Source organism: Roseateles terrae (genome assembly GCF_014192155.1).
Classification (GTDB): Bacteria; Pseudomonadota; Gammaproteobacteria; order Burkholderiales; family Burkholderiaceae_C; genus Roseateles; species Roseateles terrae.
Map to the genome: position 1 here is coordinate 231,546 of NZ_JACHXO010000001.1, position 21,088 is coordinate 252,633.

At 61.6% G+C, this 21,088-nt stretch carries 13 protein-coding genes, 1 tRNA gene and 3 pseudogenes; 5 read left to right on the forward strand and 12 right to left on the reverse strand.

Annotated elements, in window-relative coordinates:
- Positions 1–35: 35 nt before the first annotated feature.
- The 5 genes from FHS28_RS01020 to FHS28_RS01040 all read right to left on the reverse strand — a co-directional run bounded on the left by FHS28_RS01020 (position 36) and on the right by FHS28_RS01040 (position 4,371).
- Positions 36–449, reverse strand: a complete 414-nt coding sequence (locus FHS28_RS01020) for a VOC family protein (protein WP_088449488.1) — start codon at positions 447–449, stop codon at positions 36–38.
- A gap of 138 nt (positions 450–587) precedes the next feature.
- Entirely contained in the window at positions 588–1,886 is a 1,299-nt protein-coding gene (locus FHS28_RS01025) for a TRAP transporter large permease (RefSeq protein WP_088449487.1), read from the reverse strand.
- Positions 1,877–2,377, reverse strand: coding sequence for a TRAP transporter small permease (locus FHS28_RS01030; RefSeq protein WP_221193654.1), 501 nt, complete (start codon positions 2,375–2,377; stop codon positions 1,877–1,879). Before FHS28_RS01030 ends, FHS28_RS01025 begins: the two co-directional genes overlap by 10 nt.
- An 8-nt stretch (positions 2,378–2,385) precedes the next feature.
- On the reverse strand, positions 2,386–3,306 hold the full coding sequence (locus tag FHS28_RS01035) for a TRAP transporter substrate-binding protein (RefSeq protein WP_221193741.1): 921 nt from the start codon (positions 3,304–3,306) through the stop codon (positions 2,386–2,388).
- A gap of 195 nt (positions 3,307–3,501) precedes the next feature.
- Entirely contained in the window at positions 3,502–4,371 is an 870-nt protein-coding gene (locus FHS28_RS01040; protein WP_088449484.1) for an NAD-dependent epimerase/dehydratase family protein, read from the reverse strand.
- Positions 4,372–4,665: 294 nt separating this feature from the next.
- Between FHS28_RS01040 and FHS28_RS01045 the strand changes: the two genes are divergently transcribed.
- The 3 genes and pseudogenes from FHS28_RS01045 to FHS28_RS01055 form a co-directional block, all read left to right on the forward strand.
- Entirely contained in the window at positions 4,666–6,651 is a 1,986-nt protein-coding gene (locus FHS28_RS01045) for an OPT family oligopeptide transporter (protein WP_088449483.1), read from the forward strand.
- Positions 6,652–6,762: 111 nt separating this feature from the next.
- A tRNA-Arg gene (locus FHS28_RS01050) sits at positions 6,763–6,839 on the forward strand.
- 428 nt (positions 6,840–7,267) lie between these two features.
- Positions 7,268–7,444 (forward strand): annotated as a pseudogene (locus tag FHS28_RS01055) (IS3 family transposase); the annotation flags it as partial.
- A 120-nt stretch (positions 7,445–7,564) separates the two neighbouring features.
- Here the strand turns inward: FHS28_RS01055 and FHS28_RS01060 are convergent.
- The 3 genes from FHS28_RS01060 to FHS28_RS01070 all read right to left on the reverse strand — a co-directional run bounded on the left by FHS28_RS01060 (position 7,565) and on the right by FHS28_RS01070 (position 10,286).
- Positions 7,565–8,101, reverse strand: a complete 537-nt coding sequence (locus FHS28_RS01060; protein WP_184293962.1) for a hypothetical protein — start codon at positions 8,099–8,101, stop codon at positions 7,565–7,567.
- Positions 8,102–8,729: 628 nt separating this feature from the next.
- Positions 8,730–9,728, reverse strand: a complete 999-nt coding sequence (locus FHS28_RS01065) for a hypothetical protein (RefSeq protein WP_184293963.1) — start codon at positions 9,726–9,728, stop codon at positions 8,730–8,732.
- Positions 9,729–10,286, reverse strand: a complete 558-nt coding sequence (locus tag FHS28_RS01070) for a hypothetical protein (protein WP_184293965.1) — start codon at positions 10,284–10,286, stop codon at positions 9,729–9,731.
- A gap of 830 nt (positions 10,287–11,116) precedes the next feature.
- Between FHS28_RS01070 and FHS28_RS01075 the strand changes: the two genes are divergently transcribed.
- Together FHS28_RS01075 and FHS28_RS01080 are read left to right on the forward strand one after the other, a co-directional pair.
- On the forward strand, positions 11,117–13,348 hold the full coding sequence (locus FHS28_RS01075; protein ID WP_088449482.1) for a type I secretion system permease/ATPase: 2,232 nt from the start codon (positions 11,117–11,119) through the stop codon (positions 13,346–13,348).
- Positions 13,345–14,847: an HlyD family type I secretion periplasmic adaptor subunit gene (locus FHS28_RS01080; protein WP_246409391.1), complete on the forward strand. Its 1,503-nt coding sequence runs from the start codon at positions 13,345–13,347 to the stop codon at positions 14,845–14,847. The genes FHS28_RS01075 and FHS28_RS01080 overlap by 4 nt, the downstream gene beginning before the upstream one ends.
- A gap of 44 nt (positions 14,848–14,891) precedes the next feature.
- On the opposite strand, the pseudogene FHS28_RS01085 reads toward FHS28_RS01080, so the two are convergent.
- The 4 genes and pseudogenes from FHS28_RS01085 to FHS28_RS01100 form a co-directional block, all read right to left on the reverse strand.
- A pseudogene (locus FHS28_RS01085) lies at positions 14,892–15,128 on the reverse strand (IS3 family transposase); the annotation flags it as partial.
- 68 nt (positions 15,129–15,196) lie between these two features.
- Positions 15,197–15,813, reverse strand: a pseudogene (locus FHS28_RS01090) (integrase core domain-containing protein); the annotation flags it as partial.
- 310 nt (positions 15,814–16,123) lie between these two features.
- A complete protein-coding gene (locus tag FHS28_RS01095; protein ID WP_246409393.1) occupies positions 16,124–17,146 on the reverse strand; it encodes a tyrosine-type recombinase/integrase in 1,023 nt (340 codons plus the stop codon).
- Between the two features lie 339 nt (positions 17,147–17,485).
- Positions 17,486–20,779 (reverse strand): di-heme oxidoredictase family protein, encoded by a 3,294-nt coding sequence (locus FHS28_RS01100; RefSeq protein ID WP_246409395.1) that lies wholly within the window; start codon positions 20,777–20,779, stop codon positions 17,486–17,488.
- Positions 20,780–21,088 lie beyond the last annotated feature (309 nt).

Consider the following 21,088-nt stretch of genomic DNA (forward strand, 5'->3'; position numbering starts at 1 on the left):
GGCGGGCCTCTGCCGTGACGCCACCACGCTGGCATTCACTGCGGCGCGTCGACGTTGACCATCCAAGGCACGCCGAACTTGTCGACGAGCGTGCCAAAGCCTGGGCTCCAGAAGGTCGATTGGAAGGGCATGCGCACTTCGCCGCCCTCGCTCAAGGCCTTGAAAACGGCTTCGCCGGAAGCCAGGTCCTTGGGGCTGAGGCTCAGGCTCACGCCTTTGTAGCCCTGGAAGGGTTCCGGTCCCCCATCGGAGCCCATCAGCATGCCGCCGTCCGGAAAGCCCACCCGGCCATGCATGACCCAATGCGGCGGCACGGTCGGCACGCCGACGGTGGACGGCGCATCACTGTAGAGCGCCATCATGAGCACTTTGCCCCCCAGCGCCTGTGCGTAGAAGGTCAAGGCTTCGGCGCATCGGCCGTCGAACTGCAGGTAAGAGATCGGGGTCATCGGGGCTCCTGGGTCAAAGACAACGCGTTGGATGGGACATGTGGCTGCCATCATCCATGGGTGGCAGCGCGTCGCCACCCCTAGTTCCCCTGGTTCCGTTCCCGCGCCGTATCGAGCGAGTTGGCGGCTCGAGCCGCTTCAGGAGGCCGGGTTGAACAGACTCGGCAACCAGAGCGAGAGCGCCGGCACGTAAGTCACCAGCATCAGGGTCGCCCCCAGCGCGCCGTAGAACGGCAGGATGGACCGCATCACCTGCCCGACGGAGACCCCGCCGATGGCACACCCGACGAACTGAGTCACACCCACCGGCGGGGTGTTAAGCCCCAGTGCGCAGTTGATCAACATGACGATGCCGAACTGCACCGGGTCCATCCCGAACTGCGCCGCAATCGGCAGGAAGATCGGTGTGCAGATCAGGATGGTGGCCGCCATGTCCAGGAAGGTGCCCAGCACAAACAGCAGCACGTTGATCATCAGGAAGATCACCCACGGCTCGCTGCTTACCGCCTTCATCAGCTCGCCGGTCTTCTGCGGCACCTCGTACAGCGCCATGAAGTAACCAAAGGCGGATGAGATGCCGATGAGGAACAGCACCACCCCCGTCGTCTTGCAGGCTTTGGCGCAGGCCTTCAGAAAGTCCGGCCAGTTGAGGCTGCGATACGCCAGCACGGTCACCAGCAGCGCCCAGAACACCGCGGTGGCGGCGGACTCGGTGGCCGTGAAGATGCCGGAGAGGATGCCGGCCAGGATGATCACCACCACCAGCAACCCGGGCAGCGCGCCCAGCAGGGCCACCAGCACTTCCCGCCAGCCGGGAAAGCGGCCATGCGTGCTGTAGCCGCGCTTGACCGCCACGTAATAGGCGGCGGCCAGATTGCAGATCGTCAGCAACAGGGCGGGAATCACGCCGGCCAAAATCAGGCTGAAGACGCTGACCGAGGCAATGCCGGTGGTCGCCAGCGTGAAGATGATCAGGTTGTGGGAGGTGGGCATCAACGCGCCCACCAGCGCGGCATGGGTGGTGACGTTGACCGCATAGTCCGCGTCGTAGCCTTCCTTCTTCATCAGCGGAATCATCACCGAGCCCATCGCCGACACATCGGCCAGCGGCGATCCGGCCACGCCGCCGAACAGCGTGCAGCCCACCACGTTGCTCATGCCCAGTCCGCCGCGCACATGGCCCACCAACGAATTGGCGAAGCGCACGATGCGGTCGGCAATGCCGCCATACAGCATCAGCTCCCCGGCGAAGACAAAGAACGGAATCGCCAGGAAGGAGAAGATCTGCATGCCGCCGACCATCTTCTGGAACACCACCGCCACGGGAAGGCCGGCGTAGAGGATGGTGGCGATGGACGAGAGGCCGATGGAGAAGGCCACCGGCACACCCAGCAGCAGCAGCACCGAAAAACTCACCAGCAGGACGGTCAGTTCCATGATGGGATCACTTCCTCATGACGGATCAGCGCCACGATGTGTTCAATCGAGAACAGCACGATGAGCACGCCGGCAATCACCAGCGCCAGATAGTCCAGGCCGACCGGCAGGCCCAGCATCGGATCCCGCTCGTCCCACTTGAGCCGGGTCCAGAGCCATCCGCTCCAGGTCATCATGCCGCCGAAGAGGGCCACCAGCGCGTGGATCAGCACCTCCAGCTTCATGCGCCAGGCATCCGGCAGCAAGGCCACCAGCGATTCCAGGCCGATGTGACCGGCGTCCCGCACCCCCACGGCGACACCCAGCGCGGTGACATACAGCACCAGCTGCAGCGCCAGACCCTCGGCCCAGGTGGGCGTGTCGTTGAAGACGTAGCGCCCCACGACCTGGACCTGCACCGCCACGATGATGGCGATGAGCATGGCCACTGCCGCCATGAGGCTCAAGCGCGAGAGCCGGGCGCAGATGCGCGTATAGAGATGGGCTTGCATGGCCAGGCTCATTGGGTGTCCTGCACGGCCTTCACCAGGCGCTGCAGGTCGGGCGTATTGATGAAGCGCGCATACACCGGGGACATCGCCGCCTTGAACGCGGCCTTATCGACATCGGTCACGATCTGCGAGCCGGCCTTGACCACCATGTCGCGGTCTTTGGCCTCCTGATCGTCCCACTTCTTGCGCTGGAAGGCGACCGAGTCGCGCGCCGCGGCGCGGAACAGGTCCTGGTCGGCCTTGGAGAGCTTGTCCCAGACCAGCTTGGACATCAGCAGCACCTCGGGCGCCATCGAGTGCTCGGTCAGGGAGAAGACCTTCACCGCTTCATAGTGCTTGAAGCCGGCGTAGGAGGGGATGTTGTTTTCCGCAGCGTCGATCAGGCCGGTCTTGAGCGCGGTGTAGATCTCGCTGGTGGGCATTGGCGTGGCATTGGCGCCGATGGCCGAGACAATCGCCACCCACAGCTCAGACTGCTGCACCCGGATCTTCAAACCTTTGGCGTCCGCCGGCGACCGCACCGGCTTCTTGGCATAGATCGAGCGCGAGCCGCTGTCATAGAAGGCCAGGCCGATCATGCCCTGGGACTCGCAGCCCTTGAGAATCTCTTCGCCCACCGGGCCGTCCAGCACCTTGCGCATGTGGCTGACCGAGTGGAAGAGGAAGGGCATGGTGGGCACCAGGCTCTTCGGGCAGAGTGAATTCAGCGAGCTGATGTTGACCCGGTTCATCTCCAGCGCGCCGATCTTGAGCTGGTCCAGCGTTTCCTTCTCGGTGCCCAGGGCGCTTTTGTTGAAGACCTTGATCTTGTACTTGCCGCCGCTGCGCTGGGCCAGCAGGTCACTCATGTGCCGGACGGCCGCGACGGTGGGGTAGTCGTCGCTGTTGTGCACGTCTGCGGAGCGGAACTCCACCGCCAGTGCGGGCATGGCTGCCGTGCAGGCCAGGGCCAGGGTCAGGCCGCCGCGCCACAGGCGCTTCAGCGGGGTACTTGGCGGGGTAGCTAGCAGGGCGGGGCGGCGGTCGGTTCCAGTCGAATGCATCGTGCTTGTCTCCACAGGGTCTTGTCAGTTGTCAGGAATGCGGGATGCGGGATCGAGCCCTCTGGCCGAGGACCGGCGCAGTCAATCCGGTGGGTCGGAGGGGACAATCGGGCCAGGCGAGCCAAGGGCACCAGGCGCGCCGAACGGGCCCATGCCAAGGAAGCTGCCCCCTTGCAGGCGGGCCATCGGGCTGCCTTCGGGGAAGACGCGGTCACCGACCTGGTCGCGCCAGGGCTCGGCGCTGTCCTGCGGCTGGTAGCCGAGCTGGGCCCAGCCGCTGTCGCTCCACCACCGTGCCGGGTTGTCGGAGACGGCGTAGGTGATGAGACACCCCACCTCCGGTGTCTTCAAGGAGGCGGCGACGAGGCTGAACAGGTCCCGCGGGCTGATCCAGGTGGACAGGGCGCGACGGTCCGGCGGCTCCGGCGTGCAGGTGCCAATGCGCAGGCAGACCGACTCGACGCCATAGCGATACCAATACAGCTGCGCCATGCCTTCGCCGAAGAGCTTGGTGACGCCGTAGTAGCCGTCCGGCCGCGCGGGGTCGGTCGGTTCCAGCCATTGACCTTGTGGATAGCAGCCGGTGACGTGGTTGGAGCTGGCAAACACCACCCGGCGGGTGCCGGCGAGCCGCGCGGCTTCATAGAGGTGAAAGACGCCATCGAGATTTGCCCGGGCCAACTGCTCGAACGGCGCCTCGACCGAATAGGCCCCCAGGTGCACCACCGCATCGACCCCTTCGAGCAGGCGCTGCACGGCGCTTCGATCGGTGAGGTCACACGGCCGGTCCTCTTCGTTCGCCGCCAACGGTCCGGCCGTCGCCTTCAAATCGCTCAGGATCAATCGACGGCAGAGGCTGCCCAGCGGGCCCCGCAGCATGCGCCCGACGGTGCCGGCGGCGCCGGTGAGCAGCAAGGTGTCCACCCGGGGGGAGTCGATCGCAGATGACATGACGAATCGTTTTCGAAACAGCGTTTCGGGAAAGTGTCGTGCATTTTGCGGATGGGGTCCAGCACGATCGGGGGTCACGTGTGAACAAACGTGGCCGGCCCGTGTCGACGGGTGAGCCGACCTCCCGTCCTCGCACATGGAGGCGATGAACGCTCTGTTTTTAAGGGGAAACCCTCGCTGTGGGGCGATGTCAGGCGGATGACGGACTGGGACAATGCGCGCTGTTTTTTTGTTTCGAAAGAGCGTCCTATCTGGTCACGAGCCTGACATGGGGCGCAACGAAGGATCCAGCAGATGGCGCTACAGCACTTGACCGACGAGCAGGTTCGCACCTGGACGCGGGCCCAAAAAGACGAGTGGTGGTTCAAGAACGTCTTCCGGGGGGACATGGCACAGCTGACGCTGCGGTCCGGCCTCACCGGTTTCATCCTCGGCGGCATTCTGGCGGCCACCTCCCTCTACATCGGCGCCAAGACCGGCATCAGCGTGGGCGTGGGGCTCACCTCGGTGATCCTGGCCTTTGCGATGTTCCGTCTGCTCAACCAGATGGGCTGGGCCGATGACTACACCATTCTGGAAAACAACTGCACCCAGTCGATCGCCACGGCGGCCGGTTATGTGGTCACGCCGCTGATCTCCAGCCTGGTGGCCTACATGCTGGTGGTGGACCGCATCATCCCGTGGTGGCAGATGATGATCTGGATGATCCTGATCTCGATCACCGGCGTGCTGGTGGCCTTCCCGATGAAGCGCCGCTTCATCAATGAAGACCAGCTGCCATTCCCCGAAGGCCGCGCCTGCGGCGTGGTGCTGGATTCGCTCTACACGGGGCAGGGCGGCGAGGGTCTGTACAAGGCGGCGCTGCTGGCCAAGGTGGCCGGTTTTGCCGCGTTCTACCAGGCCATCGTCAGCGATGGCTGGATGAAGCTGATCCAGTTCAAGCTGCTGCGCATGGACAAGTGGGCCGGCATGACCGAGCCCTGGGTCTTCCATGACCGCCTGGACGAGTACTACTACAGCTGGGCGGTGAAGGCCGATGCCTGGATCCCGAAGATCATGGGCGTGGACTTCCGCGTGCTGGGCCTGCGCCTGACGCTGGACGTGGCCATGCTGGGTGTGGGCGGCCTGATGGGCATCGCCGTGGCCACCAGCTGCCTGCTGGGCGCCTTTGTGAACTTCGCGGTGCTGGCGCCGATCATGATCAACGCGGGCGACATCGTCCAGCGCGTGGGTCCGAACGGCAACATGATCCCGATCTCGCGTGTGGAGATCGTGAACCAGTGGTCGATGTGGTGGGGCGTGGCCATGATGGTGGCCGGTTCGGTGACCAGCCTGCTGGCCAAGCCGGACATCTTCACCAGCGCATTCAAGTCGATCACCAATCGCAAGAAAAATCAGGACAAGGGTCCGGACCTGCTGGCGCACATTGAAGTGCCGCTGTGGGTGTCCTACATCGGCGTGCCGGTGTTCGGTTTCCTGTCGGCCTGGACGGGTCACCTGTTCTTCGGCGTGCCGATGATGCTGGCGCTGGTGTCGCTGCCGCTGATCTTTGTGCTGACGGTGATCTGCACCAATTCGATGGCGCTGACCTCGTGGACGCCGACGGGTGCGCTGTCCAAGATCACCCAGTTCACGATGGGCGCGATCGACCGCAGCAACCCGGCGTCCAACCTGGTGCCGGCGGGCATGACGGCGGAGATTGCCTCGAATGCAGCCAACCTGCTGTCGGACATCAAGCCGGGCTACATGCTGGGCGGCAAGCCGCGTCACCAGGCCGTGGGTCACGTGATCGGCATCCTGGCCGGCGTGCTGGCCTGCGTGCCGCTGTTCTTCCTGCTGTTTGTGCCGAAGAATGCCGATGGCGTGCGCACGACGGCCAGCATCATTTCCGACCAGTTCGCCATGCCGGCGGCGGTGCAGTGGAAGGGTGTGGCGGAGATCATTGCGAACGGTCTGCACAGCCTGCCGGCGTCGGCGCTGATCACGATGGGTCTGGCGGCTGCGGCGGCCGTGATCATCGAGGTGCTGCGTCTGGTGACGCGTGGCAAGTTCCCGCTGTCGTCGGTGTCGATCGGCCTGGGCGTGGTGCTGCCGCCGGAATCGACCTTTGCGATGTGGGTGGGCGCGATGATCTTCTTCGTGGCCGCCAAGGTCTACAAGACGCCGGGTTCGGCCGGCTGGCGCCGGTGGGTGGATGGCTGCGAGCCGATCTGCGCGGGACTGATCTCCGGCGCGGCGCTGATGGGCATCGGCAACGCGATCGTCAATGTGCTGATCTGATGTCCGGCCGCCCCAGCGGCGGCATGGCACAATTCGGGCCCTCTGTGGACATGGGAATGTCGGCAGAGGGCCCGCTGCTTTGGCGGGGTGTTTGAGAGTTTCTGAGATTGTCTGCCCGTAGCTCAACTGGATAGAGCAGCTGCCTTCTAAGCAGCAGGTCGGGGGTTCGAGTCCCTCCGGGCAGGCCAAGAAGTTCATTTGAAAACAAGGACTTAGTAGAATAAATCATTTGGCGAGCTTTGGTCGGTGTTGGTGGGATTTGGTGCGATGACTGCACCAAGGCTGCACCAGTTTTCGAGGCGGAAGTGGCCACAACGTTTGGTACATTGACATTGGCCCTTAATGCCACTCGGCCAAAGGATTTGATAGACTTTGGTTCGGTTGGACCGTTCGTACGAACTCGACGGTTGATGCAGGCCCAAGGGCCATAGGTCCAACGTAGCTGCCCCGAAGGGCATCGAGTTCGCGAAGTCAGGGTGGAAGCAGCCATCGGCCGGTTTACTCCAAACGGCCGACCTCCCGACGGAAGACGCACAGCACATTGGCAGCGTGAGAGCCCTAGGAATAGCCTGGGGCGGGACGGTAGCCCGGTCCCACACCCAGCAGGCAATTCTGTCTGCATCGCCGGGCTCCGTGGAAGACCAAGGAGTCTGTGGAGTTCGCGACGCTCGAGTGGGTCTCCTGGTTTAACCACCATCGCCTGCTTGCGCCCATCGGCCACATCCCGCCCGCTGAGGCCGAGGCAAACTACTATCGGCAACTCGCCAGTCAGAACTCCGCCGTAATGGCCTGACTTAAACCAAACAGCCTCCGCGGAAACCGGGTTGATTCACCTCCGGTTTCATCTTCCACCTTAACAGCGTGTCTTTGAAACCGGCAGCAGCCCAAGCCGCCCGATGCCTGGAGCAGAGAGCTAGACGCGGAGTTCGCGCTCGGCGCTGTACCTCAAGTCCTTCAGGTACGTGTACGCGACCGGGTTCAGCAGGTGCTCGTCGTTGGCCTTGTGATTAGCCCAGTCGATGTAGCTCACGACGCCATAGTTCACCGAGAAGAACTGCTGACACCTCATGCTTCCGTACATGAGCGTCGCCCTAGCCGGTTCCAGCGTCTGGTTGAGGTGCGCGCGTAGCCGTCCGAAATGGAACACCAAACAAACCTTGCCGTGCTCGCTGCCGTTGGCGTACTCCGACCAGATGTGGTCGGAGTTATCCAGCGAGAAGCAGCACGCGTATGTTCGCCGGCGCGCCCGGTCGTAATAGTCTGCTGCTGAGAAGTGGGGCGTCTTCTGAAATCGGGCACCCGCGTTACCGGGCCTGTCGTGTTGGAGTTGAGCGCCATCGTTGGCGTCCGCGCCTGGAAAGTCTGCGTACCGGTCGACGCGGTTGAAGTGCAAATAGCTGCCATCGATGGAGGCCAGCAGGTGCTCGACCTTCATCACCTTGAACAGCATTTGGTCCGCAGGCGGCGCCGTCAACATAGCGGCGTGCGGCTCAATGGCGCCGAGAGGCGTGGGCGCAGCGCCCACACCGGAGCCAGTCGCACCGTCAGCGACATGACATCTGGCCCAGCCGGCGAGTCTGCTAAGAATTCGGTGCATAGATAACTGGAATTATCTATGCGCGAAAAACCGCCGCTTCTCAAGCGGCTCCCGGCAAGTAGTTGATTTGCAAGCGTCCGAGAGTCCCATCTTTGCGCCTCCGCGCGTCAAATCACCGGCACTGCTTTGTGATGGAGGCGGGTGATGCTGTCGGCTTGCAGTCCCTGTGGGTCCGGGGTCTTTCAACTAGCGCTCATATTGCGCTCATATTCATCACGAACGATATGCGGGTCGTCTCGAGGGCGTTCTCCGTCCCCTTGCGCCGGTCTTCCACCTAACTCCCAATCTCTGATAGGTGTAGGTCATAGGCTGGCTCGGCAGGCCTCGGAAACGCTGGTGCTGTTCTGGATGACATCCAACGGTACCGCCGTCTTGCTCGAGGCCGTCCGACGCTTGGTTTTCTCGCCATCGTACGCATCCGTGCTAGCACTTAGGAGCAGGGGGGCAGCTCATTGGATGCAAGGAGGTGCAAGGTACTCGGTCAGACCGAATCGAATACTAAGAAACTATTCGAAGTCGTTGAGCTTCTCGCCACCAATCCTCCAGTGTCAGCTTGAGCAGAAAAACCTGACATCGCTTGAATGAGACGCGTTGATGCCGCCTCTACAGAATCAAACCCTGTGGCGGTGTTAAGCGTTAAATAATCGCTGGAATCAATGGGAGGGGTGCTAGTCAAATAGCTGTTGTATCGAGGCAGGCCGCCTCCGCCAGCATTCGCAACGAAGACGTCGCCTGTAACGGAGTTAAAGCTAAATCCGTATGATTGAAGGCTGGAACGAATCATTGCGTCCATCGTGATCTGTGTAGAGAGAAACGCTTCTGTCCACGCCGGCGATCCGGTAAGCACCCGTATCGTTGCGGCAAATTCGTCCATCGACATTGTGTCGATCCCTGCAGGCGCTGAGGGGGCCTTGCAATTTCGGACATAGTCATCCCCCGTTGACGCTCTTGAAAGTTCACTCGAGTAGAGAGTGATCATCTGATTAAACGTTTGATTGCCAGCCTCCATTATGGAGAACTGCGTGGTCCAATCATTGCCATTGGTCGCATACTGGCCGCCCGGGCCAAACGTCATAATGTTGCCACCCGCTGCTTGCACATCTTTTGCCACGAGGTAGGAGAAGTAGCCGGCTTGTCCCTCTCTAAGGAGGCAAGCTTGAGTGTAAGCTTGGCCTTTGAGGCCGGCCAGCTCTTTCACATTTGTACTATTCCAAAGGGCATGGCCGAGTTCATGCACGAAGACGCTGAGTCGCAGATCGTTTGATAATCCCGGATCCAACGTAATTCTGCCTGCATCTTTTGTGCTTCCATTAAAGAAGCTTCCAGCACCTGCGGTTCCCGACGCGACTACCCCATTAGCTCCGATGAACCATGTAAGGGTTCCCTTAAGGTTTTCCGAGCGGTTTATATTTGCAAGGTCGGCGGCCGTGAAGCTCGAGTTAATTTTTTGTAACTGTGCTAACGTGAGTTCATTTGCCATTTAGTTGCTCCGGCCATCAATGGTTAACTGCTTCAAACAATTTCTGTCTTGCGCCGCCCGCGCGAAGACTTCATAACCCTCGTCCGCGTCGGGCAGCATTCCGCGATATGTCGTCAGCTGAGTTTCGCAAACAAAGTTTGGTACACAATGTGCAACGGGTTGTGGAATAAGAAAAGTGAATTTTGTCACCAAGTCGGATTCAAGTTGTCTGATCGTGTAGCACTCTTCGGATTTATTATCAATAGTTAAACCCGCACGACCTAAAATTCGTTTTTCTTTGTCCATAGTAAGACGTAGTGAGATTTCTCCCCGGCCCTTCGGAGCGTTGTCGCTATGATTCGAGGTGAACTCACAACCGGCGCCTCTACAATCCCATAGACCTTCAACGCCTAAAGATTCTGGCAATGTTGCTAACCGTCGCTGGCCAACAGCAGTCCGCACTTTTTCGATCATTTCACCCCAGCCGTTCAGCGGCCTTGCTACTGCGCTGGTAAATGGCGATATCGCCGAAAAGCAGCAGATCGTCGTGAGGAAAAAACGCAGCGGTAAACGTTTCATGGATTTTCCGTCGCCTCAAGTTATAACGAGCGCAATAGTTGTGTTTTGCCATTGTACTGTTGCCGGCCAGTAAGCACCTTTTGGCTGAAAGGGTTCGGGCGCGACTGAGCGAATCCTTGGCAAGAACTCATTTGACGATATTAATTCAGTACAACGCTGGACGTTGGCGATATTTCATCCGGCGCCTTGCACTAAGCAATCCGCTGCTACTTGACTGCCGGAATGCGATTCCAATCTAAAAGCGTTAACGCGCCTTGCGGGTAAACCATAGTTTACAAGCCGTGCTGCGGCACTCGTCGACTCCTAAGGTGTTCTCCGGCACTGCAAGCGAATGCCCGGCGTTGCGAGTAACCGACAACGTTGGCTATCTGTTGGCTCCGAGTAGAACCGCTATTCGCACTAAAGTAAATAGATGTCACCTAGTGGCGCGACGATGGACGATTCAATGCAACCACGTGAACTGTCGCCCCGCCCTTGGAAAGGGTCGAACTACCGTCGCGAGTGCGCGGACATTCAATCGATCGGCCGTCACCTTGTGGATGCCCATCTCGCACCTGCACGGCCGGCTGAACACGCCGCGGCAGCAACTCCTAAGAGCTTAAGACGGAGGCAACGGCATCATCTTGTCAGCGCGGCCCGCTAACACCCGAATAAGAACGAGTCTGCAGGTCCCGGCATCGCACGTTTCTCGACGCGTTTAACTGTGATGAAGCTCTGTTCTCCACTTGCCCTCCAAATTTCTTGGATACCACTCGGAGGTGGGGTATCGCGTCCTGTTGCACGCCCGTAGCATCACGTCAACTTAACAAAGCCGCGAAGTTGCCAACAACATGTCTAGACACGAGGGAGTGGTGGACGCGCTAAAGCAAGCGTCCGATCCGGCCGCTGTATCGGTGACCGGTGAAGGGGGTAAACCACTCCCTACTGTTGATCTCGACGGGTCGTTGCGAGCGTTATGCGTCGTGGCTCGCATGCACCACGTGCCGGCTGATGCGCCGTCGCTGCGACATAGTCTCGGCCTCGGTGCAAGCGATGCGCCGTCGACGCAGGACTTGCTAATGGCCGCGAAGCGGCTTGGTTTGAAGGCCAAACAGTCGCTGACAAGTATTGATCGGCTAGGCCGCGCGGCTCTTCCCGCCCTAGCGCAGTTGCGCAACGGGCGGACGGTGGTGCTGGCTCAGTTCGACGGTAAGCGCGTGCTGTTCTTGGATCCCACCGGAGATGAGCAGAACGCCCGTCCCACCATCCAACCTGTCGAAAAGTTCGCCGCGGAATGGACCGGCATGCTAATGCTAGTCACCAGCCGCGCGAGTCTGGCCGGCGAATTGGCAAGATTCGACTTCTCGTGGTTTATACCGAGCATGGTTAAGTATCGCCGGCTGTTGGGCGAGGTGTTGGCGATCTCGCTGTTTTTGCAATTGTTTGCGCTCGTCAGTCCGCTGTTCTTCCAGGTGGTTATGGACAAGGTGCTGGTGCACCGCGGCCTCACGACGCTCGACGTGCTGGTAGTTGGATTGGTAATAATTATGGCTTTCGAAAGCGCGCTGAACATCCTGCGCTCCTATGTCTTTGGGCACACCACCAGCAGAATCGACGTCGAGCTAGGCTCACGTCTCTTCCGGCATCTGCTAAGCCTCCCGCTGGCCTACTTTCAGGCAAGGCGTGTGGGCGACTCAGTGGCACGGGTGCGCGAACTTGAGAATATTCGCCAATTTTTAACCGGCAATGCTTTGACGCTCTTGCTTGACGTGCTGTTCTCGGTCATTTTTATCGCGGTCATGTTCACCTACAGCGCGGTGCTTACGCTAATCGTGCTGGCCTCGTTACCGCTTTACGTGGTCCTGAGCCTGTCCATAGTGCCAGTACTACGCGGGCGGCTCAACGAAAAGTTCGCTCGCGGCGCGGAAAACCAAAGCCTACTTGTGGAAACCGTGACCGGCATCCAGACCGTGAAAGCTAGCGCGCTGGAACCACAGATGGCGCGCAAGTGGGACGAGCAGTTGGCGGCTTATGTATCGGCGTCCTTCCGGACACAGACGCTGGCACAGTATGGCAACGAGTGCGTCAACCTAATCGGCAAGCTAGTGAATGGCGCGACGCTGTGGTGGGGTGCGCAACTCGTGATAGGGGGCGACTTAAGTGTCGGCCAGTTTATCGCTTTTAACATGTTTGCCAGTAGGGTGGCGCTGCCCATTATGCGGATCGCGCAGATGTGGACGGAATTCCAGCAGACGGCCATCTCGATGGCGCGACTAGGCGACGTGCTTAACACGCGCACTGAGCTACGCTCGCAGAGCGGAACCACCATGCCTCGCGTAAGAGGCGATGTGACGCTGGAGAACGTTACCTTCCGGTATCGACCCGACGCGCAACCGGTGTTACACGGTGTGGACCTTTCGGTACAAGCTGGGGAGGTGATCGGTATCGTCGGGCGCAGTGGATCGGGCAAGAGTACACTGACCAAGTTGTTACAGCGGCTGTACGTTCCAGAGGCGGGCCGAGTGCTAGTCGACGGGCAAGACATTGCAATTTACGACGCAACGCAGCTCCGTCGGCAGGTGGGAGTAGTGCTTCAGGAAAACCTACTGTTCAACCGCTCTGTGCGCGAAAACATCGCCATCGCCGATCCAGCCGCCCCTTTAGAGGCAGTAATGCTAGCGGCTAACCTCGCGGGCGCTCACGACTTTATTGCGCAGCTGCCCGAGGGTTACGACACGATGGTCGGGGAGCAGGGCGCGAGTCTGTCGGGGGGGCAGCGACAGCGCATCGCGATAGCGCGGGCACTGTTCGGGCAGCCGCGAGTGTTGATCTTTGACGAGGCGACGAGTGCGCTCGACTACGAAAGCGAGTCCGTCATTCAAAAGAACATGCGGGCGATCTGCCAGGGGCGCACGGTATTCATCATCGCTCACCGGCTGAGTGCTGTACGCAATGCCGATCGGATCATTGTGATGGAGAAGGGGCGTATCGCCGAGATGGGTTGTCACGAAGAGCTAATCGCGATGCCGCAAGGGCTGTACGCGCATCTTTGGCGTATGCAGGGCAAAGGAGTCGCGGAATGAGCGCCAAAGTGGTTGAGGAGCCGAGAATGGCGGAGATGCGGGGGGCTGCGAGCCGGGAGTCGCAACAACCCGTCTACGTGCCACATCATCCGGTGCGTGAGCTGCTGGATCGATATGCTGCGGTGTTCGTGGCAGCCTGGGAACGACGCAAGGAACTGGCCGGACCCAACCGCACGGCAGACGAGCTGGCCTTCCTACCTGCCGCGCTGGAACTGCAGGATACGCCGCCTCATCCGGCTCCGCGCCGCGCTGCAATCGCGATCTGCGCCCTTTTCGTAATCGTTTTGCTGTGGGCCTCCATCGGGAAGATCGACGTTGTTGCGGTGGCGCAGGGGCGAGTGATCGTCAGCGGCCGCAGCAAGACCCTCCAGCCGTTGGAGACCAGCGTGGTGCGCGAGGTCTTCGTCAAGGAAGGCGACAAAGTGAAGGCGGGACAGCTACTAATCGCGCTGGACTCGACAATGACGGAGGCGGACATCCACCGCGTTGAAACGGAGCGAGTGGCTGCGCTGTCGGAGGTCCTGCGAGCGAGGGCTCTCCTGCAGGCATTGATAGGAGGTGGCGTACCGCAGTTTACGGAGGGTGCTGTGAACTCTTTGCCGCGGGGAGATGCTAGCAGCGCGCGCTTCCTGCTGCAGAGCGAATGGGCGGACATTTCCGCGAAGCTGGCGAAGCTGCAGGCGGAGCTTGAGCGCCGTACCGCGGAGATTGCAACGGCCAAGCAGGTGGTCGAGAAATTGCAGAGCACAGTACCGATTGCGCAGCAGCGCGAGCGAGACTACAAGACACTGAGCGACCAGGGCTTCGTTGCGGGCCATGCGGGGCAGGACCGCACGCGAGAGCGTATCGAGCAGGAGAAGGACTTGAGCACGGCGATTGCGCGCGAGCGCGAGGCGCAGGCAGCGCTTGCAGAATCGCGTGGGGAGACGGCATCGTTTCGTGCATCTACGCTGAAGATGTTGCGGGATCGGGAAGCGCAGGCGGATCTGAAGCTCAAGCAACTCGCCGATGAAAGTGCGAAGTCAAACAAGCGCAATCAGCTGACGAAGTTGACCGCCCCATTGGATGGCACGGTGCAGCAGCTAGTCGTGCACACTGCGGGCGGTGTCGTGACAGAAGCGCAGGTGCTACTAGTGCTGGTTCCCGATGAGGCCGACGTGACCGCCGAGGTTGTGCTAGAGAATAAGGACATCGGCTTCGTTCGAGTTGGTCAGCAGGCGGAGATCAAGCTCGAGACCTTTCCATACACGCGCTACGGCACGGTGGCTGCGACGGTGAAGAGCATCAGCGCGGATGCTGTCAATGACGAGAAGCGCGGAGCGATATTTCCTGCGACACTAGTGCTAGGGAAAGGCGTTATCGATGTGGATGGAAAGCTGGTGCGTTTGGCTCCTGGAATGAATATCACGGCTGAGATCAAGACCTCTCAACGCCGCGTAATTCGGTATCTGTTTGATCCTGTGAAGCGGCGTCTGGACGAAAGTATGAAGGAGAGGTGACATAACGGATCAGGTCACACGAACGGGTGTTCGATGTGGTCACTGCCATCGTGGCGACGACTCGACGCCCTTCGTTTCGGTGCTTTGGGGAGAGGCAAGGCGCGTTCAGCCATCACCCGGTACACGCGCTTGGCGTTGACCCGCACAAGCGACGCAACCTTGCGTTGCCGATTCACCAGAGCGCATGCCCGCCGGTATCCATAAATCGGAAGATCTGCAATCTGCGCCTTGATCTCACTGCCCAACGCCTCGTCCTCTCTCGGCATACGGCCGTTACGGCCGCCTTCTACAAGTGCGGCCGGCTACGCGGCGCTTGAACATGTGACTTGCGTACGTAATTTGTAGCCGCTCAGGCGGTGAGTCTCGGGGTGATGTTATCGATGTCGGACCATTCGCGGCGAACCGCGGCGGGCGGACGGCCTCGATCAGTACCTTGGCCTCGGCCAGTGTGCGGAACTACTCTCGGTTGAGCAACTCGTCGCGCAGCTTGCCGTTGAAGCTTTCCACAAAGCCGTTCTGCTAGGGCTTGCCCGGCGCGATGAAGGCTGGGCCAATGCCTTCGTCGCGCACGGAGCACGCGTTGAACTCCGCGCCGTTGTCGCTGCGGATGTGCTCGGGCTTACCGTACAGGCGCATCAGCCTCGCCAGCGTCAGGATCACATCCTGCGAGCGCAGTCGGCTGGCCGGCACGATGGCCCGACACTCCCGCGTGTGCTCTTCCGGGACGCACAGCATCTTCAGGACGCGCCCGTCCACGAACTGGTCGTGCACGAAGTCGTAGCTCCAGACGCTGTTGGGTCGCACCGCACCGGGCAGGCGCATCTCGCAGCCGCTGCGCCGCCGGCGCGGACGCTTGCGCGGCTGATGCAGACCCGGGCTTCGCCACAGCCGCCGCACCCGGGGCTCGCCCACGTCCAGCCAGGCCGCCATGCGGCGGTAGCCGAAGCGCGGAACGTCTTGGATGGCGCCTCGAAACTACGGCTGGCCGCGGCACATAGCTCTGCTCTTGGCGCGGTGGATGTCGGGGGTATTACCAGTTCATCGCTTTGGCGGAAACCATCGTGTCCGCCTCAGCGCGCCGGTTCAAGGGGAGTTCGCCGACCGCGTACGGTGGTATGTCTTACTTTTTTCGATCACTTGTAAGGGTGAGGCGTGCGGCCGAGCTTGGCAATGGTTTATGGTGTCGATGAACTCATCGACTTTGACGTTGTATCGGTGTCGGCGACCGCCCAATTTATCCCAACTTGGCAGCGACCCTCGACGCCTCCACGTGCGTTTATCGCTTGAGCATCTGCATGCTCTTGTGACCTGTCATGGAAGCGACCTCCATCGGGTTTAGGCCCTTCTCGAACAGCCGACTTGTAGCCTCGTGCCGCAGGTCGTGGAAGCGGACGTCGGCGAGGAACCCGGCCAGGGGCCTCATGTTGCCCTCGACACAATCAGCCTTGTAGAGGGCGATGGCACGCTTCACACAGCGGCGGAAGGGATGCGACACACTGTCGCTTCGCGTCCAGTCGAACACTTTGCCGTCGAGCGTCTGGACCTTTTTTCCGTTTCTTAGCGCCTGCAACGCCGCAGCGGCCTTCGATGACAAAGCCACAGTTCGTGCCTCGCCGTTCTTTGTTTTCGGCAGATGCGCCGTGCGATTCTTGAAGTCGACGTGCTTCCAGTCGAGGCCAATAAGTTCGCCCAACCGCATACTGCTCTCCACAGCTAGAGTGATGAGCGAAGAAAGTCCGCGAGCCGGCGCCTCGTCCGGCCGGTCAGGCGGGGTGTAGGTGGACGCGTGCAACAGGTACTCGAGCTCAAGCTCGGCAATTCGGCGGTCGCGCCCTTTGGCGGTTACGGGCTTCTTCACATCGCGGACGACGTTTCGCAGGCCTTCGACGCCCCATTCGCTCACGGCGTGTCCCAACAGCTTCGACAGCGTGTTTAGGTCATGCCGCACGGTGCCAACCGACGCACCTTCCTTCAGGCGCGCATCCCGCCACTTGGCAACGTCCTGGGCGGTGAGCATCGGCACCGTCAGCTTGCCGAGCGCGTCTTTGATGCGCGCCAGACGCGGTTTTTCGCTCTTGGCCTGACCGCGAGAGGGCAGAACGTCGATCACGTACTTGTCGACCAGGTCGGCGATGGAGCCGCCAAGTTTGTCTCCAGTAGCTGTAAGGCGACGAACTTCGGCTAGGTCGCGGCGTCCAATGGCGGCCTCGACGTCCGTCGCCCAAGCCTGCGCGTCGCGCTGGCGCTCGAAGGTGCGGCTGTAGGTTGGGAACCCCTGCGGCGGACCATGGCGCGCCATTGGTATTCGCCGCGATTCTGAATCATTGCCATGTATGCTCCCAGGGGACTCAAACCGCCGACTTTGCCACCGTCTCAAAAGCATATTGTACCAAGTCGGTACCATAAACTAGCCGTGGCATTGAGGGCGCTAGTGCTCATGGGAGCTTGCGGTCGACTTGCATTTGCCTTCTAAGCAGCAGGTCGGGGGTTCGAGTCCCTCCGGGCAGGCCAAGCCGTTTCATTGGCGTGTTGTCCGCCGTCGATCCCGAGCCTTATCGCTTTTTCCATCCTCCGCAGCCGCCGACAGCGCTGTGACCCAGGATGAAAAAAGGGGCGCCTCGCGCCCCTGTTCACCTCATCACAAGGTCCTCAACCACGCCAGCAGCGCCTCCCGGTCCGCCTTGGACAGCTGCTCAAACCGCTGACGCGACTTCTCGCCTTCGCCGCCGTGCCACAGGATGGCTTCCGTCAGCGTCCGCGCGCGGCCGTCGTGCAGGTAGCCCACCGCCTGACCCTGGGCCACCTTCTCGGTATACCCAATGCCCCACAGCGGCGTCGTCCGCCACATCGCGCCAGTCGCCTGGCCTTCCGGCAGCGTATCTGCCAACGCAGCACCCATGTCGTGCAGCAGCAGGTCGGTGAACGGACGGATCGTCTGTTCACGCAGTTCTGCAAACGGGTGGTTCTTGCCCGTCTTCATCTCCGCCGTGTGGCAGGCCGCGCAGCGCAGCGCATCAAACACCTTGCGGCCATTGGCCACCTGGGCGGCGTCCACGCGATGCTCATCCAGCGGTGCCACGCCCTTCGGGAATCCGCTCGGGATGCTCCGCTGTGCGGGCACTGCCAGCAGCTGCATGTACTGCGTCAGCGCCGTCAGATCGCTTTCCTGGATGCCCTTTTGCGCCGGCGCCGTGCGGCACCCTTGCGGGTCGCTCGCGCAGCTGCGGTTCGGATACACCGGCGAGGTCACCGACATGTCATTGAGCAGCGCATTGGCCACCTGATGACGGATGCTCACCTTGCTGCCCTTCGCGCCGAAGCGGCCCAGGCGCGTGGCGCCCGTCTCCGGATCGAAGGCGAAGTTGGCCTTGCCCAGCACCCCGTCCTGGTCCGGCGTGGTGCGAACGCGGGCGAGGATGTCGGCTTCTGGCACGGCTTCGAGCAGACCCACCCCCAGCAGTGGCAGGGCGGCGCGGGCCGACCACAGTTGCGGCGTCGGGCCGTCAAACCCGAAGGTGGGCTTGCGCAGTTCCACCTTGGTGCCGTCACCCAGCGTCACGCTGGACGTCTCGAAGCCCATCACCTTCACCGCGTTGCCCCAATCCTGAGGCGCGCCGGTCGCCGACGTCGAATTCATCTGGATGGTGGATCCATACCGCGGATCCGGGCGGATCGACCCATCCGACGCCTTCATCGCCACATGGAAGGCCATCCGGTCCAGACGCTGGCCCACCGCGAATGGCGCCGGACTGCGGCCATTGTTGGTGTGGCACTGGACACAGGACGTCGCATTGAATCGCGTCCCCACCAGCCCCTGAATCGAGGTCATCGGATCATTGCCCGGCTCGGCGTGTACCCCTGTCACGAAGCTGCTGTGCACCGTGCGGCGGCCCTCCACAAAGCGCTGCAGGTTCTGCATGCCGGTGTTGTTGAAGGGTTGCTGGAACATGCGCCAGCCTTCGTCCGTGTAGTTGTAGGACACCGACCCCAGACCACCCGACAGCACCGAATCCGGCAGCGGCGCGCTGTTCAGTCGGGGCTGGACGCCATACCACGGACGCAGGCCCGTGCCCATGACGTAGACCACCTCGGTGGTGTAGTACCGATAAGCGCCCGGATCGCCGATCGCATCCATCGCGGCCCGGCTGGAGAAGAACGAGCCGGTGAACTCGATGGCTTCGCCCAGTTGCAGCGCCCGCGCCGGCACATTGACGCCATTGGGCACCAGCACGCCGTTGGCATTGGGCGACAGATCCTGATGGCCTGGCATGTTGTCCAGCACCACGGAGCAGCCGTCATTGGCGCCGATCACGTTGTTGTAGCCGGAATTCGGTCGGGCCAGCGCATTCTGCGGCGGCTTCGGGATGACGGGGCACGAGGTCTTGTCGATGAATCCATCCGTATAGGTGGTCGGATCCAGCAATTGCCCCGGCGACATCCATCCATAACCGGTGACCTTCGGATCATCAATGCGGCGGAAGAACGAATGGCCGCCGCCGCGCTGCGCCTGCGGGAAATACTGGTTCACGACCAGGCGCGGTTTGGTGACTCCGGGCACGCGGCTGTTGTCGATGAATTCGACACCCCAGACGCGGTTCTTGAAGTAGTTCTCGACGAAGTTCAGGTAGTTGCCCGGGCCTTTGTCCTGCGGATTCCCATTGGCATCGACCGTTTCATTCGGACCGAATCCGATTTCGTTCCAGTCCTCGCCGCGCTCACGGCCGTGGCGGCCAATGCCGCGCTGACCGAAGCGGGTGACCAGCGTGCCGTCCGGCAGCGTGAACTGGATCTGCTCGATCGGCGCCTGCGGCTGATAGAGGGCGCCGAGCGCGGCGCCATTGACCGGGAAGGGGAAGGGCGTGGTGGCGGTCGGGGGGATGCTGTTGTCGCTGCCGACCGTCTTGAACTCGACCTCGAAGAGCGAATAGCCGTAGTTCGTCGCGCGTGTCACACCCTGGATGCGCACAAAACGCGTCTTCACGCCCAGGTTGAAATACTCCTCGGTGCCGCCCTTGCCAGCCAACTGGCTGCGCAGGCGCTTCCAGTCCTGGCCGTTGTCGGAGACCTGGATCTCGTAGGCCTTGCCGTAGGCGTTTTCCCACACGAGCTTCATGTAGCCCAGCGGCTGCGCAGTGCCGAAGTCGTACTGGATCCACGCACCGTCTTCGGGCTTGGAAGCCCAGCGGGTGCTGAGGTTGCCGTCGATGGTGTTCTTCGCCGACATGCCGTCGTTTTCGGGCGTCGACGAAATGGCAACTGCCGGCTTGATCGCGACGCCGGGTTTGCTGGTGTCGCCAACGGGATCCTGGGGCTGCGCAGGCGTCGTCGGATCGGTGGGCGTGACCGGTGGCACCTCGGTGCCGGTGAAGGCCTGGATCTCGAAGATCGAATAGCCATAACCGGTGGAGCGGGTCACACCTTGCACGCGCAAATAGCGGCCTTGACCGCCCAGGCCGGTGAGGTCTTCAACGCCACCAGCGCTGTTCTCCACCGTCTTGATGGTGGTCCAGGTCTTGTTGTCTTCGGACGTCTGAAGCAGGTACTTTTTAGCGTGAGCGTTTTCCCATTGGATGCGCACGCGGGAGATGGACACGCTGCTGCCGTAGTCCAGCGTCAGCCATTCGTTGTCGGTGAAGGCAGAGCCCCAGCGGCTGTTGTCATCTTTGTCGATGGCCTTCGCGCCGCTGAGGTCGCCGCGCTCCATGGAACTGGCGGTGGCGGAAACGGGCGTCAGGGCCGTTTCGGTGCCGCTGTCGCCGGAGAGGCGCTTGGCACGGGCGGCGCTGTCGGCGGTGCCGCCGTCGCCCGAGGTGATCTGCGCGTCGGTGGAAGCGCCGGTGCTGCCGCCGCCGCAGGCGGCGAGCAGTGCGCTGCCGAGCAGGGCAGGGGCCAAGGCCCTGCCCATCCAAAGACCCAGTTGCTTCAATTTCATGGTGTCTACCTCCCGTGCCTGTGTGGGTGCGATGAGTCGTCTCTTGAAGGGAGGCTCGGCAGGGTCCCCGGCGCTGGTGTGAGTGGCGCGCGGGAGCGGTGCAAGGTCCCTAGAAGGCGTGAATGGCGCGCAGTGTCTGCGTTCGGTTTCCCGGGCGGCAAGTTTTAATGTGTGTCGAATTGATGGTCTTGATGCCAATGCGACGGCATTGATACCCGAGCATCAAGCGGGGCATACGCAATTGCACGGCCAGCGCCAATGCGGAGCCCGGAGACGAAGCAGACCGTTATGAAGCAGCCGCTGAACACC

Coding starts and splice junctions, on each gene's coding strand:
- FHS28_RS01025 (WP_088449487.1), bottom strand. CDS start 1,886: ATGGAACTGACCGTCCTGCTGGTGAGTTTTTCGGTGCTGCTGCTGCTG.
- FHS28_RS01070 (WP_184293965.1), bottom strand. CDS start 10,286: ATGAAACGTTTACCGCTGCGTTTTTTCCTCACGACGATCTGCTGCTTT.
- FHS28_RS01030 (WP_221193654.1), bottom strand. CDS start 2,377: ATGCAAGCCCATCTCTATACGCGCATCTGCGCCCGGCTCTCGCGCTTG.
- FHS28_RS01035 (WP_221193741.1), bottom strand. CDS start 3,306: ATGCCCGCACTGGCGGTGGAGTTCCGCTCCGCAGACGTGCACAACAGC.
- FHS28_RS01095 (WP_246409393.1), bottom strand. CDS start 17,146: ATGGCGCGCCATGGTCCGCCGCAGGGGTTCCCAACCTACAGCCGCACC.
- FHS28_RS01080 (WP_246409391.1), top strand. CDS start 13,345: ATGAGCGCCAAAGTGGTTGAGGAGCCGAGAATGGCGGAGATGCGGGGG.
- FHS28_RS01060 (WP_184293962.1), bottom strand. CDS start 8,101: ATGCTGTTCAAGGTGATGAAGGTCGAGCACCTGCTGGCCTCCATCGAT.
- FHS28_RS01100 (WP_246409395.1), bottom strand. CDS start 20,779: ATGAAATTGAAGCAACTGGGTCTTTGGATGGGCAGGGCCTTGGCCCCT.
- FHS28_RS01040 (WP_088449484.1), bottom strand. CDS start 4,371: ATGTCATCTGCGATCGACTCCCCCCGGGTGGACACCTTGCTGCTCACC.
- FHS28_RS01045 (WP_088449483.1), top strand. CDS start 4,666: ATGGCGCTACAGCACTTGACCGACGAGCAGGTTCGCACCTGGACGCGG.
- FHS28_RS01020 (WP_088449488.1), bottom strand. CDS start 449: ATGACCCCGATCTCTTACCTGCAGTTCGACGGCCGATGCGCCGAAGCC.
- FHS28_RS01075 (WP_088449482.1), top strand. CDS start 11,117: ATGTCTAGACACGAGGGAGTGGTGGACGCGCTAAAGCAAGCGTCCGAT.
- FHS28_RS01065 (WP_184293963.1), bottom strand. CDS start 9,728: ATGGCAAATGAACTCACGTTAGCACAGTTACAAAAAATTAACTCGAGC.